The following is a 15,229-nucleotide window of genomic DNA, read 5'->3' on the forward strand; positions in this document are numbered from 1 at the left end:
CATGCACAATCTCCCCTCCACACTAGAACGTAAGGCGCAGCTTCGCCTACGCCCTGTCCCCAGTCTCTCGATCGCGCCACATTTCCTCAGAAGTACGATGAGGTCTGCCGATATCGATGGATCGTAGATTTGCTTGGGCGATCTCCATCAGCAACGGTGTCGCTTCAGCGACAAAACTAAAGATCCGACTGGCCAACACCTGAAAGCTTGGTGTGCTGCCACCCTTTTTTCCGAACAGTTTGGATATCTTCTCTCGATCCTCTTTCGGATACTGGGTGATGTTGTCGAATAGCAATTCAAGTAGACGCCCGGGTCGGGCCTTCTCCCAATAATCGTCAGGGGCGGTTCGTAGCCGCTCGGGAGCCAAGGGGAGAAGGCTCATGATTTCCGCGTCGATTGATTTGTCGTCCAGCCAGCCGGGAGGCGTCGGTGTAAAAAGATTGAAATCGTCGCCATACACGGATCGAGTCGTTCCTCGCTGCCATGGGCGATTTGCATGGACGATAAAGCGATTGCGATAGAACCGTAGCTGGTAGTAGAGCCATAGCATTGCGTCCCTTGCAGCGGTCCAAACTGGTTCGAGCGTCCCGTTGGGATTCTGATCGAGGTAGTCGACCAGTTCGCGGAATGGGTGTTGCTTTGGACATGGAATATTACCAACTGCAATAGCTTGCATCGCCCACTGATCCAGCAGTATGCCCCCAAAAATGTAGAGGCTTTCCATGTCGAGCTTCATGTGCTCAGTGATATCGCCGGACTGTCTCATGACCGCTTGCACTTCCTCTGGGTAGGACGTGCCCGCTGGCAAATCTTTCGGCATCAAGTGATTCTCTTGATGCGCCAAATCTGTTAGTTGCTCTCGGCCCGAACAAAGCCGTTCATAAATGCGCCGACAATCCTGCAACGCTGACAGGACATGCGCATTGTGATTGAAAAAAGCATAGGCCCCAGAGGGAGGCTTTAGACCGTCGAACACGCAGGAGCTGAGCGCCTTTACCGCCTGTTCTGCTCGCGTAATGACGTCTTGCAGCGATTCATCCATAACATGAGCCTACCAAACGAATTGATCCGAGCGTCCTCACCTATGTCCGCCGATCCAGCCTACGATAGTAACGCTTGATAGGAGCCCGACCTGTGGTGTCGGTCCACGTGAAGCAATCTGCCAGATCATCGATGGACTGAAGAACACCGAGCAGTGCGTGCGCGTTGAACGGAGTTCCAGCCCCGGTCTCGTAGTGACTGACGAAATTGGTGACGATCGATGGGACGTGCGTACTCCTAATGTCGTTGATTTGCGCGGGCGTCAGAACGCATCGGTTGGCCGCCTGATAGAGATCGATGGCGTCTGTGATTGCATCTATGTAGGTAGACAGGGTTCGTTTATCGCCGCGTGTCGCGTAATCCGGGGGGCACGGGATTTCAAGCTTCGAGATAATCTGTCCGAGCTTGTATTCGAGATACTGGCGGAGGAAGGGCGACCCAAGATCGATTTGCCCCGCGCTCAGCTGGCTGTGCGCGAGCACCTTCAAACGGTCTGCCTCTTGGGCCGAGATCATAACGCGGCCAACCGGCGGCATCCCCTGGAGCTTTTGGTGTTGCCAGTCCTTCGTTCCGTTCTGCCTGTCGAAGTATTTTTCTAATGCGGAGTCGTGGCTAAGTATGATGAACTGTAAGCCGTTCGGATTCGCTGGCTGCTGTAGCTTCGTTCGGATTGCCTCCATGAGGCTGAATTGGTGACCGGCATCGAAGCTTGACGTCACGTCGTCCAGGATTACAAAACGCGGTGCCCCGTTGTACCGGGTTGCTGCTGCGAGAAAGATCGATGCGGCTACGGCGTTCCGGTAGCTCTCTGAAAGCACGGCCTTCGCATTGATATTGCTCTGACCGTGGAAATTCGCCAGTGTAAGATCGACGTTTTCGCTTCCGGTGGCTCGTTGGAGTGTCGGCCTCACATCGGGGCCGCCACGGACGAGTGAACCGAAGAGACTTTGGTATTCCGTCTCGCACGCAGCGATCCGCGCATTCGCGAGGCCTGTCTCAGCCGTACCGAAAGCGGCGACAGCGGACGTAATGAATGTGCGCCATCGTTCGCGCCGCGCAAGCGATTTCTTCCAGATACTCAATGCATCAGTCGATTTGTCGTATGCCGAGATCGCGTCGCAAAACTGTCTGACGTTTGCGATCGTTCGTCCCACCGCCACGAGTGACGGAGGAAGAGTTCTCTGGATTTGGGTGAGCTCGGTTTGTGCACTGGTTAGAGCCGTCGCGCGCCGGGCCTCCAGTTCATCGAGCCGGTTGAGAGCGGCCGTTAGCTCTGTAGTCGCAAGTGAATGATTGCGAGCTGCTTGAACGATTCCGGCCTGGATGCGATCCGGAGCGGCCACCGCAAGCGCTCCGGCGGATTCCAGCTTTCCGAGCCGATCCAGATTGGCAGACGTTAGAATAGCCTTTTCTAGTGTGTCGTTCGCTGCGTCCGCGGCCGCGTACTGCGCGATGCGATCCTGCAAATGCGCTTGAAGGGTTCTCGGTAGGTCTGTCGTATCGCATACCGGGCATCGCTTCGGGTCGGTCCAGCTCGCGTCACTCACGACAGATCGAGCCTTTTCGTATAGTTCGCGCAGCAGGGGACTACCCGCCTTCGTGAGAGCCGTGTCTCGATCGGATGCTGCCGTTTGAAGCGTAGCGGGCTCCCCTGCCTCAGAAGCAGCGGGTGCAAGGCCTTCTAGATCGGCGATAGTTCGCTGGAGCTCAGTTTGGCGTGTGCGGGCGGCGCCCCCCTCTTCCTGCTCAATCAGCTTTTCGCATGCGGCCAAGTCGACTTCCCGCACATCGAGAGCACCCACAACCGGTTTTAGGATTTCGATACCCTGTAAAGCCGACGAGACCGATTTGCAGAGCGTTTCAACATCGGAAAGATCGGCAGCGGTCTGCCCGGTGACCTCGTTGTACGCGGCAAGCGCACGCGTGGAAGCCTGCCCGGCTTCCCGGCTATGTGAAGCGATCTGCGCTTCAATCGTCCTGATTTCGAGGTCCGTATTGAGGGAGCGCGTATCGGCAGCGCCTTCAAGGGATTGGCGAAGATTCGAGTAATTGCTCAGACCGACTAGCGATGCGAATGAGCGTCCTCGTTGCAGGGCCGACGCATCGATGAACTCCGAAAATTTCGAGTAGTCGACGAGTACAAAATCCTCACGTAGGCCTTTGAGAAAGGAGTCTGGATCGGCGTATCCGGTGGGTGAGCTGACAGTGCGGGCGCCGGTCCTAGTGCGCTCAACTTTGATTTGGATCTTGGCTGAAGCGTCATCGGGCTCGAACGAGAGCACGATGGCCGCATGACCTGCGGGATGAAAGCGGTTCACTACGTACGAGTCAGGCCGCTCCGCGGCTTGGAGTCCTTCAAGTCTCGGCACGGTCCCGAATATAGCGAAATGAATAGCTTCAAATATCGATGTTTTGCCGACGCCGTTCGGCGCAGAGATTGAGTTGACTGCGTCAGGCTTCAACTTAATGACGAGTGGATCACCGTCATTGTTGATCCCCCGGAAGCCCTCTATTGAAATCTCGCAGAGATAGTATCTCGTCATGATATACCGGCATCTTCATCGGGCAGCGCATCAAGAGCAGCAGCGACGGCGGTGTTGAAACTGGTTCGTCGAGCTCGTGCCCGGTCGGGATTACCGTCTCCCGTGAGGGTCTCTAACGTGCTAAAAAAGATCGCGGCGCACTCGGGATCGAGTTGCTCCACATGGGCCTTGAAAGCGGCCACGTTCTCATCAAACGACTTTACGGGATCAAATTCGAAGGTCATAGCCAACACGTGGTGATTGTGTATGGCTCATTGTTCGCTCAAGGTGGTGACTTGGTCAAGAGGGGCGTTTGCCAATACCCCATTTCTAGTAGTCCCAAGTCTCGTGACGCACCGGCAATCTGTTGAGCACATCACGGCGAGATTGCCACTTCGGCATGAACTGGTCCATCAACGCTACAAAACGCGCATTGTGCGTAGGTTCGAGCAGATGAATCATCTCATGAACGATAATGTATTCGAGGCATTCCCTCGGTTTTTTGGCCAGATCAGTGTTTAGTCGGATTGACCGGGCGCGATGATTGCAGCTTCCCCATTTCGTCTTCATTCGCTGGAGAAAGAAACGCTGCACCTTTGCCCGCAGCAGTCGTTGCCATTTTTCGATCAATGGTGACACGGCAGCACGGAGCTGCTCGCGATACCAGTCTTCCAGGATGGCCTGCCGCCGAGCCGTGTCCGTACCCCGGCGCACGCGGAGAACTATGCGGCCGTGGAAGAGCTCTACAGAAGGTGGCTCGTCGGCTTCAACTACTTTCAGGAGATAGCGTTTCCCCCAAAGGTAATGACTTTCCCGATCAATGTATTCGCGGGGAGTCTCCCGTTCTTGCTCCTGCAGCTTGCGCTGTTGCTTCTTAATCCAAGGCAATTTTGCAATTGCAAAGACGCGCACTGTATCGAGGCTCATGCGCTCAGGGGCCGCAATGCGCACCCGTCCCGTCGGCGGAAGTACACTCAAGTGAACGTTTCTGATGTCCTTCCGGACAACGTCCACGCCAATGTCACCGAGTTGAATTCGTGACCGCATCAGTATTCTGGTTGAACTTTAATAATGAGAAAAATCCGCTCGACTTCTGCGTGGTCGTTGCCTAGCAGCGGAAAAAGCGCGGCCTTAATGACGTTCTCCTTGGCCTGATTGCCTCGAAAGGCGTTTGGCCTCACGCGTCGAACCGTCTCGTCGATCTTGAGCGCCAGTGCCTCGTCCTTTTTGAGATTATTGTACAACGCGCGCTTACCCGGCGTATTCAGCTTCTCAGGCGTATCATCTCCTTTTCCAGCCTGTACCTGTTTGGCAAGCTCCGCGATCCGCTTCAAGAACTCCTCGTAGCCGATCCGCAATGACTTCAGGTCGGCGAGAATTTCCGTCAGCAGAGCGGACATCCTGTCATAAAACGCGGGGTCGTTGAGGTGCTCCTTTATGATCTTGCTGCGCACGTTGTTAGCGATGGTCTCCGCCACGGCGTCTTTGTTGCCTTTAATCCCGGTGGGGAGATTGTTGATGGCATCGGCAATGCCGCTTTTCACGATCAAATCGAGAAGTCCGATCTCGCCGAAGTTAGAAATTGTTCGCGCCTCATCGGCCTCAATATAGGTATCGATGAGGTGGCGCATATCCGCCTCGTACGCCTTAAGATCAATTGTCTCTCCGCTCGCCTGACGAACTATTTCGCGCAGCTTTAGATAGCGAATGACGTCCTTCTTGATGCCCGTGATCTGGCTGTCGCTGTATCCGGCGTGCGGTAAGTCGTCGGCAATATTTGCGAAGGCACGCACCAGAGCGGCGGTCGATTTGTACAAAGCGACGCGTTGGGGTTCGTGCTCCTTTAGGTCGTCGACGATTTCCGTGTTGCCGCAAAAATAGTGGATGTGCTCCAGCTCGCCCCTGGGCGGTTGCACCGGCTCGCACAGGAGCGAAAGGGCTTCCAAGGCTTGATCGAGGCGCTCCCGCCCTTTCTTGAGGCGATCTTGCAATAGCACCTCTGGGCTAGTGCCGCCGTCACTGTGGTCGAGCTCAGAGGTATAGACCGCCATCGCGCCCTGGACCTTCTTGAACAAGTCTTTGTAGTCCACGATGTAGCCGAAGGTCTTGTCCTCGCCGTCGAGGCGGTTCGTACGGCATATGGCCTGGAATAGCCCGTGATCCTGCATCGATTTGTCGATGTAGAGATAAGTGCAGCTCGGCGCATCGAAGCCGGTGAGAAGCTTGTCCACGACAATGAGCAACCGCATGTTCGCTGGTTCCTCAATGAATTTCTTTTTGACCTGGTCTTCGTAGGTTTCGGTCTTGGTCTTTCCTGGCTTGGCGACTACCTCTTTGAGGAGCGCAGTGTACGTATTGAAAAGAAACTGCTTCTCGGTTTCCGTATTCGCGCCGGTCTCTTCCAGCGTCACATTCCCCGCCTGGGGATTATACGACGTTACAATCGCGCACCGGCCTTTGAAGACGGTCTTTTGGAACAGCTCGAAATATTTCGCTGCCTCATAAATGCTCGATGCTACGAGGATCGCATTCCCGCGCGAGCTGGCGAGTCGCGGCTTCACGCCGAAATCGAAGACGACATCCTCGACTACACGCTCCATGCGTGAGCGCGAACTCAGCACTTTTTGCATCGTGCCCCACTGTTCGCGCAATGCGGCTTTCTGCCAGTCGTTTAAGCCTTTTGTTTTTGCCTCAAACCAGGCGTCTACCTTCTTTTGGGAGCCAAGCTCCTGAGGAATGTCGCGCGCTTCATACACGAGATCGAGAACGACCTCATCCTCGACCGCCTCGCCAAACTTATAGGTGTGAATGTACGTCCCGAAGACCTCGAGACTGGTCTGCTTGTCCTGCTTGAGAAGAGGCGTGCCGGTGAAGCCGATGAAGACGGCTCCAGGCAAGAGTGCCTTCATCGTCTTATGCAGTTTCCCACTCTGGGTTCGATGGCACTCGTCGACGAAGATAAACAACTCGCCGACAGCAGGGCTTGCCTGCTTTTTTAGTTCCTCAATGAAAGCATCAAAATCTCCCACGTCCTTCTTTCCGAACTTGTGGATCAAGGAGCACAGCAAGCGCGGCTTTGCCTGCCCCAGCTGGACCATCAAATCGTGTCCGCTGCTGGTACGGTAAATTTCCTCTCCCGTGGCGGTAAACACGCGCTCGATCTGTTTGTCGAGTTCGTCCCGGTCGGTGAGGATGAGCACACGGGCGTTTGGTTTGTTCTCCAAAATCCATTTGGCAAGGAGCACCATGACGATGCTTTTGCCGCTACCTTGCGTGTGCCAGATGATGCCGCCCTCGTAGGCGTTGAGGCGTTTCTGCGCCTCCTTAATGCCGATGTATTGATGTACCCTCGGCAGTTTCTTCTGGCCGCCATCGAAGAGCACAAAGTCGTGCAACAGCTCGATCAGCCGCTCCTTGCGACACATCTTGAGGAGGTATTTATCTAGCTTGAAGCGGGTGTTGTCCGCCTCATCCTCTTTCCATTTGAGGAAATACTTTTCTTCTGTACCGATTGTTCCGTAGCGCAAACCTTCGGAATCGTTGCCCGCGAAGACGATCTGCACCGTGCTAAAGAACCACTCGTGGAACTCCGGCTGCTGATTTGAGAGCAGTTGTCGAATGCCGTCGCCAACGGAAACGTAGCTGTTCTTGAGCTCAATGACGGCCACCGCGATGCCGTTGATATAGAGCACGAGATCGGGTCGCCGCTCGTAGTTGCCGCCCAAGGTCACTTCCTCGGCAATGGCAAAATCGTTCTTTCCCGGTTCTGCCCAATTGATGAGTTTGACCTTCGCATAAGGCTGGCCCGCCTGCGTTTGGACGTCCACCCCGTAGCGCAGGAGGCTGTAAACAGCTTTGTTGTTTTCGTAGAGGCTCCGGTTCGGGTTCTCGGCTTCGGTCTTGAGTAGGTAAATCGCTCGAGTGATTTGCTCTGGCGAATAATCACACTTCGCGAGGTAATCCTTGAGCGCTCCTTCCTCGATGTTGCTGTTGCCCGGGCGGTCGGACCAATCACCCTCGTAGCGATAATCAAGTTCGTTGCGGAACAGGGCTATGACCCGATTCTGCGTCGTTCGCTCTGATTTTCCGATGACGCTCATACGAGTCTGGTTCTTCCGGTTAATAATTCCCGCGTCATAGCCTGCTTGAGCGCAATCGTCTTCTCCCGGCGCTGCTCCAACGCCGCTAGTTCGTTGTCCATCTCCATCAGCACCTCGGCGATCGCGGTCTGTTCGGTAAGGGTCGGAAGGTGCACTTCAAGTCGCGCCAAATTGCGCGCGCTAATGTGCACGATCGCATCCCCCTGACCCAGCCGCGCTTTCTGAGTCGCAATGGTTGAATGGTTCATCAGATAGCCGAGATATTCGGAACTTTGATCGCTTGGCCTAAAAATGACTATGTCGCCCCCGGCGTACGCTTCCTCGTCCCAGAGAAATGCGACGCATTTGCCGATTTCCTCCGCTGTCTCGCCTGAGCCGGCAAACAGCAGATCGCCTTTCTCAAGGCGTTGGCTTTTTTTGGCCGTCTCCGGAGTGATGAAGGAGGCAAAGGTTTTGATATGGTCGTCGTGATACGTGTAGATTTCACCGTAACGAACGCAGGGCAGTCCGTCAGCGGTGACCTCATCCTTCTTAATGCCACTGCCTTTAAGAAACTCACCAACATCGCCAAGCGTCGTCACCTCCCACTCGCCGTGGAAGCCGGGGAGGCGGGTTTGGCCCGTGAGGAGTTGCTGCATGGCGGCTTGTTTGACGTGGCGCTTCTTGATGATGAGCTGGTCCAGCCCGCCCAACAGCGCGTCCACATCCGTCAATGCCTCCGCAATTGCGCGTTGTTCGTTTTCTTCGGGGAACGGAACGGCGATTAGAGCGATTCGACCAGTGTTAAGGTTTAACTGGTCATTCCCGGCGGCAATAACTTCACGAAGGCGCTTGATCTGAGAATTGAGAAAATAGCAAAGAAACGTCTTTTCTCCACCGCTCTGATTTACCAAGGCCGCGATTCCATCGTTCGCGCAGCATGTAATGGAGAGCACTTTCGAAACACCGAGCGTTTTTGCGCCGCTGTTCACTATCACGAGTGTTCCCTGTTGCAGCGTTCGGCTGTGCTTTGCTCCTTCCTCCGTGAGCTTCGTGGCCGTATCAGTGATGAATACCTGGCTGGTCGGGATATTTGTGAGCGATCCAACGGTTAGCCACGGAATGAAACCTCCGTTAAAGTATCGTGGGTCGCCCGCCGGTCTTGGTGAACCCCCCCGGACTACCGTGCCCAAATCGCCGAGCCGCTTAACGTCCCAATCGTTCGGAATCGCTCCCACGTCTGTCTGCTTGTAGCTGAGCTTCACTTCCATACCGCACCCATCTTCTTAAGGTGCCCGTCCACGCGGGCGGCGAGGGCAGCCACTTCGTCGGTAAGTTGCGGAAGCGGTGTGGCATAGCGTTCAGCGAGCTCCCGGATGCGACCGGTGAGTGCTTGGGAGACGCGATCCAGCTCCCCTTGCACCGCGGCGGCCAGTCTGCTTAGCCACTTGTCGTCGACCACGAGCGCTTTAATTTCGTCCTCGGTCAGCTTCGGGTATTTAGCGTCCAGCTTGGCATCGAGGGCCTCCCGTGCGGCTTTCAATCGACCTTTTGCATCGGCTTGTTTGTCGATCAGCGCTGCGTAGTTTTCGAGGGCCTTGCATTCATCGGCGAACTCTAGGTCTTTGCCGATCTCTTTTAGCCGCGCTTTAAGCGCCTTGGCAGTGATCTTCTGCTTGTCGCCCTCGCCTTCGATGACTTCCGCCAGCAGCCCATCCTCGCCGCCTTGCTCCTCTTTCTGCTCATCTAACTGCTGCTCAAGCGCAGCGAGTTCAGTATCGGTCGCCTCGATAGCTTTCTGCTCGGCTGCAAAATAACGAGCGATGAGAACCGCCGCTGGAACGAGGTCGGATTTGAACCGACGTTTGCCCTTGTTGTAGTCATGCGTCTCAGGCCAGACTAGTTTGCCGTCCTTATTTTTGACCTTAAGAATTTCACGAGGTTGAGCGCCTGCCTTCCAGCCATCGTCGGCAATGAGGTAGCAATCGTCCTGCATGGTCTCGGCCCAGTAGTTCATCATGTGCTGATAAACATCGTAGGCATCGAGCAACGGCGCAGCTCGGAACGTGGCGAGCAAGTCTTCGGCGACGGTTTCGATGAGCGCCTTCGGGTGCCCTCCCTGGTTAAACCCTCTGAGTAACGGGACATTGTTCTTCTTCCACTTGGCGAAGAACTTCGTCACCGAGTCGTTGAATGCGGTGAACTCGGCATGGTCGAAAATGGCGGCTTTGACTTCGGCAATGGGAACCTTGAGTTGGGTGTAGCCTGACCGATTGGCTTTTTTGAACAACGTGGCACGAACGGCAGGAAAGACTTTCCAATATTTCTCCAGTCCATCAATGTCGCGGTTCGGAATGCCGCCGCGCAGATGGCCGTCGATGTCCTGCAGGTCCTCCGGCTCGGTGCTGTCGATGTAGCGCGGCAGGTTGAGATTGTAGCCGTTCTTTGGATCGCTAATTTCAGCAACGGGCACGAGACGAGAGTAGCGCGGCAGCTCGACTTGTCTGGTAAAAATGTCGACGATCTTGTGGATGTCCTGCTCGCGGAGGCGGTTCTTGTTGCCATCTTTAATGAAACCCTTGGATGCGTCGATCATAAAGATGCTTTTGCGAGCGCTCGCGCCTTCCTTGTCGAGCACGACGATACATGCGGGAATGCCAGTGCCATAGAATAGGTTCGCTGGTAGGCCAATGATGCCCCTGATAACGCCGCGCTGGATAAGATTGCGGCGAATGTCGGCCTCGGCATTGCCTCGGAAGAGAACACCGTGCGGAAGGATGCACGCGCCTTTGCCGGTGCTTTTGAGCGACCGCACGATGTGTAGAAGGTAGGCGTAATCACCCTGTTTGCCCGGCGGGACGCCGTAATGCTGAAAGCGCTGCCAAGGGTCGTGCTCGGCATCGAGGCCCGTGCTCCAGCGCTTGTCGCTAAAGGGCGGATTGGCGACGACGTAGTCGAAGGTCTTGAGCGCGTCGCCATCGAGAAAGAGCGGACTGGCTATGGTGTTCCCTTGCTTGATGTCCGCCGTGGCGTAATCGTGCAGGATCATGTTCATGCGCGCAAGGCCAGCGGTAGCGTTGTCCTTCTCCTGGCCATACAGAGTGACCTTCACGTCTTTGCCGCCGTGACGGGCTTCGTCGCCGATCTTCAAAAGCAGCGAGCCCGAACCGCAGGTGGGGTCGTAGACGGTGGTGTCGTTGGTAGTCTTGGCGTGACGGATACCGAGAATTTGCGCGATGGTCCGGCTCACTTCGGCGGGGGTATAGAACTGCCCCTTACTCTTGCCACTCTCGGTGGCGAAGTGGCGCATTAGGTATTCGTATGCATCGCCGAGGAGGTCGTCGCCGTCGGCGCGATTTTTGGAAAAGTCGAGAGCGGGGTTCTCAAAGATGGCGATGAGATTGGTGAGGCGCTCGACCATCTCCTTGCCGCTGCCGAGCTTGTTGGGATCAGCGAAGTCCGGCATGTCGGACAGCTTGTTCGCCTGGGCAAGCGGACCGAGGATCTTCTTGTTGATCTGGTCGCCGATGTCGCTTTTGCCCTTGAGCGCCACCATATCGGCAAAGCTTGCCCCCTTGGGAATTGTAATGGGTGCGTAAGGCTGGCCAGCGTAGCGGTCACTGATGTATTTCACGAATAATAAGACGAGCACGTAATCTTTGTACTGGCTAGCATCCATGCCGCCGCGCAGCTCGTCGCAGGAAGCCCAGAGCGAAGAGTAGAGTTCGGATTTTTTGAGTGCCATGCTTTAACGGACGCTAGGTCGGATTTGCGGGAGTATTGATTGTCGTTGCCGTTCCCCGTGCTTGATCATCCTATCACACGGTGGCCACCATTTCTGAGTTCCTAAATTGATTCATGATCTTACGCAACGATCCATCGTATGTTCTAACCCGAGAAGAGAGCAAGAAAAACCCTCGCCTTGAGGCGAGGGTGATGGACAAAGATGTCCGAGAAAAACCCGCACTGATCGGGTGCCCAACCGCGTGAGCGGTCCAGCAGGCCTTCCGATGGTCCCCGCAACGGCACCCCTCCTGCTGGAGCATCAACCCGCTGCGTCTAGATGGGAGGCGGTCACTTCTTGCTTTATTCAGTACTCGCTGGAAAGCATCAGAGTCAGCACACGCGTGGTTCGCTTTGGGTCGCTCGGATCTTCTGAACCGTGCTGCATATCCACGTCGTAGTAGTCGATCTTCCAAAAGAACTTCCGACCTACCAGGTCGAAGCTTCCGAAGTCGTGCTCGCCGTGCGGGTCGTTCTCCTGGGTAAATCCGGAGAAATCCGCCACCTGGCGAAGCGCCTCGGCCTTGACGCACTCGGGTAGCTCTGCGATCCCGATTGTCATCATCACCTTGCCGCCGCAGAAGGTGCGTCGAAAGGTGTCGTTGAGAAGGGCGATACTATTCATCATCGCGCTCCTCCGCGTCCTCGCTTCTGTAGGGTGCCATGTGACGAGCGCCACAGTGCGGACAATCGTCGTCACATTGTGCGGACCACACATCGGTCCACTCGCGGTCGCATTCTGCGCAGTGGTAATAGTTGCGGACTTGCATGCGCCGACCTCCTAGATCAAGTCGGCGAGCACAAGCGCGGAAACGAGCGTCTGACCGCCACACGCCTCGCAGAAGCCCTGGTCTTGATCGGGTTCCATATCGGCGGTGTGGTCGCACCCTTCCGTCATGCAGATGGCGGGACACCCGCTGTTGAGGAGAGCCGCCAGCAGAAGATCGTCGAGGTTTTGGAAGCCTCTCTGGTCGCAGAGGGTCATCAGCTTCTGAGCTTTCTGGGAAAGAGCAATGTTGGACATCGTGTCCTCCTCGCTACGGGCACCCGAACCATTCGGGTGCTCGATCGCGAGGCGGACGCCGAGCGTCCATCACCGGGCGGGATTTAGAGTACATGCCCAATCGACCGTATGGACGCTCGTCGCGATGCCTCCGCCTCGCCACCGAGACCCGGACATGCATGCAGGTCCCGGATCGCGGGGCGGAACGTCGAAAGATCAAACTCTGAGGTCATACTGGCCGGTAAAGCCGGATCGGTGGAGAGGCGAACTCGTGTCAGATCGGCACGAGAAGCTGGAAGCGCGAGAGCCTCGGTGCCAGCCGAGGCTCTGTTATCCGAATCCCTCTACTCAGTTTTTTTGACTTTGGTTGGACCGTGCGTAGCTCGTCATTGAAGACGCGGCGCGGCATCTTGATTGCGAATAATATTAGGTCGACCTAACAACAATGTGAAGCCTGCGCCCGGCGCAACATCACGCATCACCCGTGCACGTAGCAGCACATAGCAGTCGTGTTCTGAAATTCGGTTTGCGTATAAGTGGGTGTCCTCTTCAACGAGGACACAAATGACGATCAGCTCAACACTCTACAGCAGCCGGACAGACGAGTGGCCCACGCCACGATCCTTCTTTAACGAACTGAACGCGGAGTTCAGGTTCACGCTTGATCCGTGCGCGTCCGAAGCTAATACGACCTGTCCCATCTTCTTCACCAAGGAAGAAAATGGCCTCATGCAGGATTGGAAAAATCATCGCGTCTTTTGCAATCCGCCGTACGGCAAGACAATGCGCGAGTGGGCCAGGAAGTGCTATCAGGCGTCGCGGGAGGGAGCGCTCGTTGTCCTGCTTGCGCATGCGCGTACGGACACGAGATGGTTTCATGAATGGGTCTACGACAAAGCGCATGAAATACGTTTTGTGCGTGGTCGTTTGAAATTTGGTGATGGCCGCCAATCAGCACCGTTTCCATCAATGATCGCCGTGTTTCTGCCTGGGAAGTGCGCGCTACCATCCTGACTGGAGGTGGTCTCGCATCAAGTTCGTAACGACTGAATCGACTGCACCCGCAGCGGCGAGTTCTGCGGCCATTGTCGCGGCTAGCCCGAATTGAGCGGAGACGGGAGGTCGTGACCCCGGGTCACGGGGCGAACGTGACATCGAAATACGGGACACCGTCTCGGGAAATGTATGACCGGGCGTGAAGATGTGCCTCATGCCTTCAGGAATTACGCGCTTTGCTCGCACGGACCATCGCAACGGCGACCGGACCTTTGGGGTCAAGGACGAGGACCGCTTTTCACATGTCTACATCATCGGCAAGACGGGGACCGGCAAGTCGACGTTGCTCGAAACGATGGTGCTCCAGGATATAGCGCGTGGACACGGACTTGCCCTCATCGATCCTCACGGCGATTTAGTGGAGCGTGTCGCGGCTCAAGTGCCGGCGAGACGCGCGTCGGAGGTGATTTATCTGAACGCCGGTGATCCTTCGCAGCCCTATGGATACAATCCGTTACGTCGCGTTCGAGAGGATCGGATTGCTCTTGCCGCTTCCGGCTTCATCGAGGTCTTTAAGAAGATGTGGCCGGAAGCATGGGGCGTGCGCATGGAGCACATCTTGCGCAATGTCCTCATGGCGCTTTTGGAGCAGCCGCATGCGACGATGCACGATGTGCTGCGCATCTTGTCGGATCGAAAGTTCCGTGCGGGGATTGCGCGACAGGTAAAGAATGAGACCGTTCGCAACTTTTTCCTGAACGAATTCGAGCGCTTTTCTTTCGGCTATCGCGCCGACGGCACGGCGCCGATCCAGAACAAAGTCGGCGCCTTTCTTTCAGATCCGGTGCTCAATCGGCTCCTAACCGCTCCGGAGCGCGATCTGCATGTCCGGCGGATCATGGATGAGGGCAGGGTGCTGCTGGTCAACCTGGCCAAGGGACGGATTGGCGAGGACAGCTCCTCGTTGTTGGGTGGGTTGCTGGTCACCACGCTCGGACTCGCCTCCTTCAGCCGAGCGGAGTTGCTGGCGCGCGATCGGCGGGACTTTTTCGTCTACGTTGATGAGTTTCAGAACTTTACGACGCTCGCTGTGGCGAACATGTTCGCAGAGCTCCGCAAGTATCGGGTCGGCTTCACGGTCGCCCATCAATATCTTCACCAGCTTGAACCGGAAGTCCGCCATGCGGTGCTCGGAAATGCTGGGACGATTATCTCTTTCAGAGTTGGTTCGGAGGACGCGACGTACTTGGTACGGGAATTTCAGGATCGATTTGACGAAGTCGATCTGTTGCAGCTGCCGAACTATCGCATCTATCTGAAGCTGATGATCGACGGAGTGCCGTCGAGGCCATTCAGCGCGACCACGGTCGCACCGGAAGCTGATTTCAGGTGCGATACGTCAATCGACACGGGATGACGAAGGGCGGAGACATATAGAGCGATGGAACGCGTAGGCTACGGCGTGAAGAACGAGAAATAGCCGGGCACGGGGAGGCCAATCTGTTCCCAAAATCCTGGCCACCTATTCGCCTCACCGGTGCAACGGCAGCCGGAGTTTGTGCACTCCATCCAGTCATAGATTGCGACGAGCCGAGCTTGCCATTTGTATGCCGTTTTTGGATTTAGTGTCACGGCCGTCGCCCCTACCAGCCGCGTGCAATCGTTTGGGAGGCATGCTGCTACGGGCGACGGTAGATTGGGTTGATACGTAAACTGTTCATGGGCTTCCCTGATCTCGAATTCGACGATTCCCCTTGGCGGGCAAATATTGGGTGAAGGGTCTGGGTCCCCGCCTACTCGTAAAA

Annotated in this window: 11 protein-coding genes; 2 read left to right on the top strand and 9 right to left on the bottom strand. The window is 56.0% G+C overall.

Annotated features, from left to right (window positions below; all coding sequences use genetic code 11):
* Positions 1-46: 46 nt before the first annotated feature.
* From EI171_RS08100 to EI171_RS08140, 9 genes are all read right to left on the bottom strand, one after another.
* A complete protein-coding gene (locus EI171_RS08100; protein ID WP_161533041.1) occupies positions 47-1,042 on the bottom strand; it encodes a hypothetical protein in 996 nt (331 codons plus the stop codon).
* 40 nt (positions 1,043-1,082) lie between these two features.
* Complete coding sequence (locus EI171_RS08105) at positions 1,083-3,584, bottom strand: AAA family ATPase (protein ID WP_161533042.1); 2,502 nt, start codon at positions 3,582-3,584, stop codon at positions 1,083-1,085.
* Positions 3,581-3,808, bottom strand: a complete 228-nt coding sequence (locus EI171_RS08110; protein WP_161533043.1) for a hypothetical protein — start codon at positions 3,806-3,808, stop codon at positions 3,581-3,583. Before EI171_RS08110 ends, EI171_RS08105 begins: the two co-directional genes overlap by 4 nt.
* A gap of 85 nt (positions 3,809-3,893) precedes the next feature.
* Entirely contained in the window at positions 3,894-4,541 is a 648-nt protein-coding gene (locus tag EI171_RS08115) for a M48 family metallopeptidase (protein WP_202633112.1), read from the bottom strand.
* A 68-nt stretch (positions 4,542-4,609) separates the two neighbouring features.
* A complete protein-coding gene (locus tag EI171_RS08120) occupies positions 4,610-7,663 on the bottom strand; it encodes a type I restriction endonuclease subunit R (protein ID WP_161533045.1) in 3,054 nt (1,017 codons plus the stop codon).
* Entirely contained in the window at positions 7,660-8,913 is a 1,254-nt protein-coding gene (locus tag EI171_RS08125; RefSeq protein ID WP_161533046.1) for a restriction endonuclease subunit S, read from the bottom strand. The genes EI171_RS08120 and EI171_RS08125 overlap by 4 nt, the downstream gene beginning before the upstream one ends.
* Entirely contained in the window at positions 8,904-11,387 is a 2,484-nt protein-coding gene (locus EI171_RS08130; RefSeq protein WP_161533047.1) for a type I restriction-modification system subunit M, read from the bottom strand. Before EI171_RS08130 ends, EI171_RS08125 begins: the two co-directional genes overlap by 10 nt.
* Positions 11,388-11,732: 345 nt before the next feature.
* A complete protein-coding gene (locus tag EI171_RS08135; protein ID WP_246740466.1) occupies positions 11,733-12,050 on the bottom strand; it encodes a DUF3768 domain-containing protein in 318 nt (105 codons plus the stop codon).
* A gap of 156 nt (positions 12,051-12,206) precedes the next feature.
* Positions 12,207-12,449 (bottom strand): hypothetical protein, encoded by a 243-nt coding sequence (locus EI171_RS08140; protein ID WP_161533049.1) that lies wholly within the window; start codon positions 12,447-12,449, stop codon positions 12,207-12,209.
* 543 nt (positions 12,450-12,992) lie between these two features.
* On the opposite strand from EI171_RS08140, the gene EI171_RS08145 reads away from it, so the two are divergent.
* On the top strand, positions 12,993-13,442 hold the full coding sequence (locus EI171_RS08145; protein WP_161533050.1) for a DNA N-6-adenine-methyltransferase: 450 nt from the start codon (positions 12,993-12,995) through the stop codon (positions 13,440-13,442).
* Positions 13,443-13,638: 196 nt separating this feature from the next.
* On the top strand, positions 13,639-14,841 hold the full coding sequence (locus EI171_RS08150) for a type IV secretory system conjugative DNA transfer family protein (RefSeq protein WP_246740467.1): 1,203 nt from the start codon (positions 13,639-13,641) through the stop codon (positions 14,839-14,841).
* Positions 14,842-15,229: the final 388 nt, after the last annotated feature.

It is taken from the genome of Bradyrhizobium sp. LCT2 (assembly GCF_009931255.1).
In the GTDB taxonomy this organism is placed as follows: Bacteria; Pseudomonadota; Alphaproteobacteria; order Rhizobiales; family Xanthobacteraceae; genus Bradyrhizobium; species Bradyrhizobium diazoefficiens.

Excerpts from the sequence above, each read along its gene's own strand:
- EI171_RS08125 (WP_161533046.1), bottom strand. The coding sequence starts at position 8,913 with ATGGAAGTGAAGCTCAGCTACAAGCAGACAGACGTGGGAGCGATTCCG.
- EI171_RS08110 (WP_161533043.1), bottom strand. The coding sequence starts at position 3,808 with ATGACCTTCGAATTTGATCCCGTAAAGTCGTTTGATGAGAACGTGGCC.
- EI171_RS08140 (WP_161533049.1), bottom strand. The coding sequence starts at position 12,449 with ATGTCCAACATTGCTCTTTCCCAGAAAGCTCAGAAGCTGATGACCCTC.
- EI171_RS08145 (WP_161533050.1), top strand. The coding sequence starts at position 12,993 with ATGACGATCAGCTCAACACTCTACAGCAGCCGGACAGACGAGTGGCCC.
- EI171_RS08150 (WP_246740467.1), top strand. The coding sequence starts at position 13,639 with ATGCCTTCAGGAATTACGCGCTTTGCTCGCACGGACCATCGCAACGGC.
- EI171_RS08105 (WP_161533042.1), bottom strand. The coding sequence starts at position 3,584 with ATGACGAGATACTATCTCTGCGAGATTTCAATAGAGGGCTTCCGGGGG.
- EI171_RS08135 (WP_246740466.1), bottom strand. The coding sequence starts at position 12,050 with ATGAATAGTATCGCCCTTCTCAACGACACCTTTCGACGCACCTTCTGC.
- EI171_RS08120 (WP_161533045.1), bottom strand. The coding sequence starts at position 7,663 with ATGAGCGTCATCGGAAAATCAGAGCGAACGACGCAGAATCGGGTCATA.
- EI171_RS08100 (WP_161533041.1), bottom strand. The coding sequence starts at position 1,042 with ATGGATGAATCGCTGCAAGACGTCATTACGCGAGCAGAACAGGCGGTA.
- EI171_RS08130 (WP_161533047.1), bottom strand. The coding sequence starts at position 11,387 with ATGGCACTCAAAAAATCCGAACTCTACTCTTCGCTCTGGGCTTCCTGC.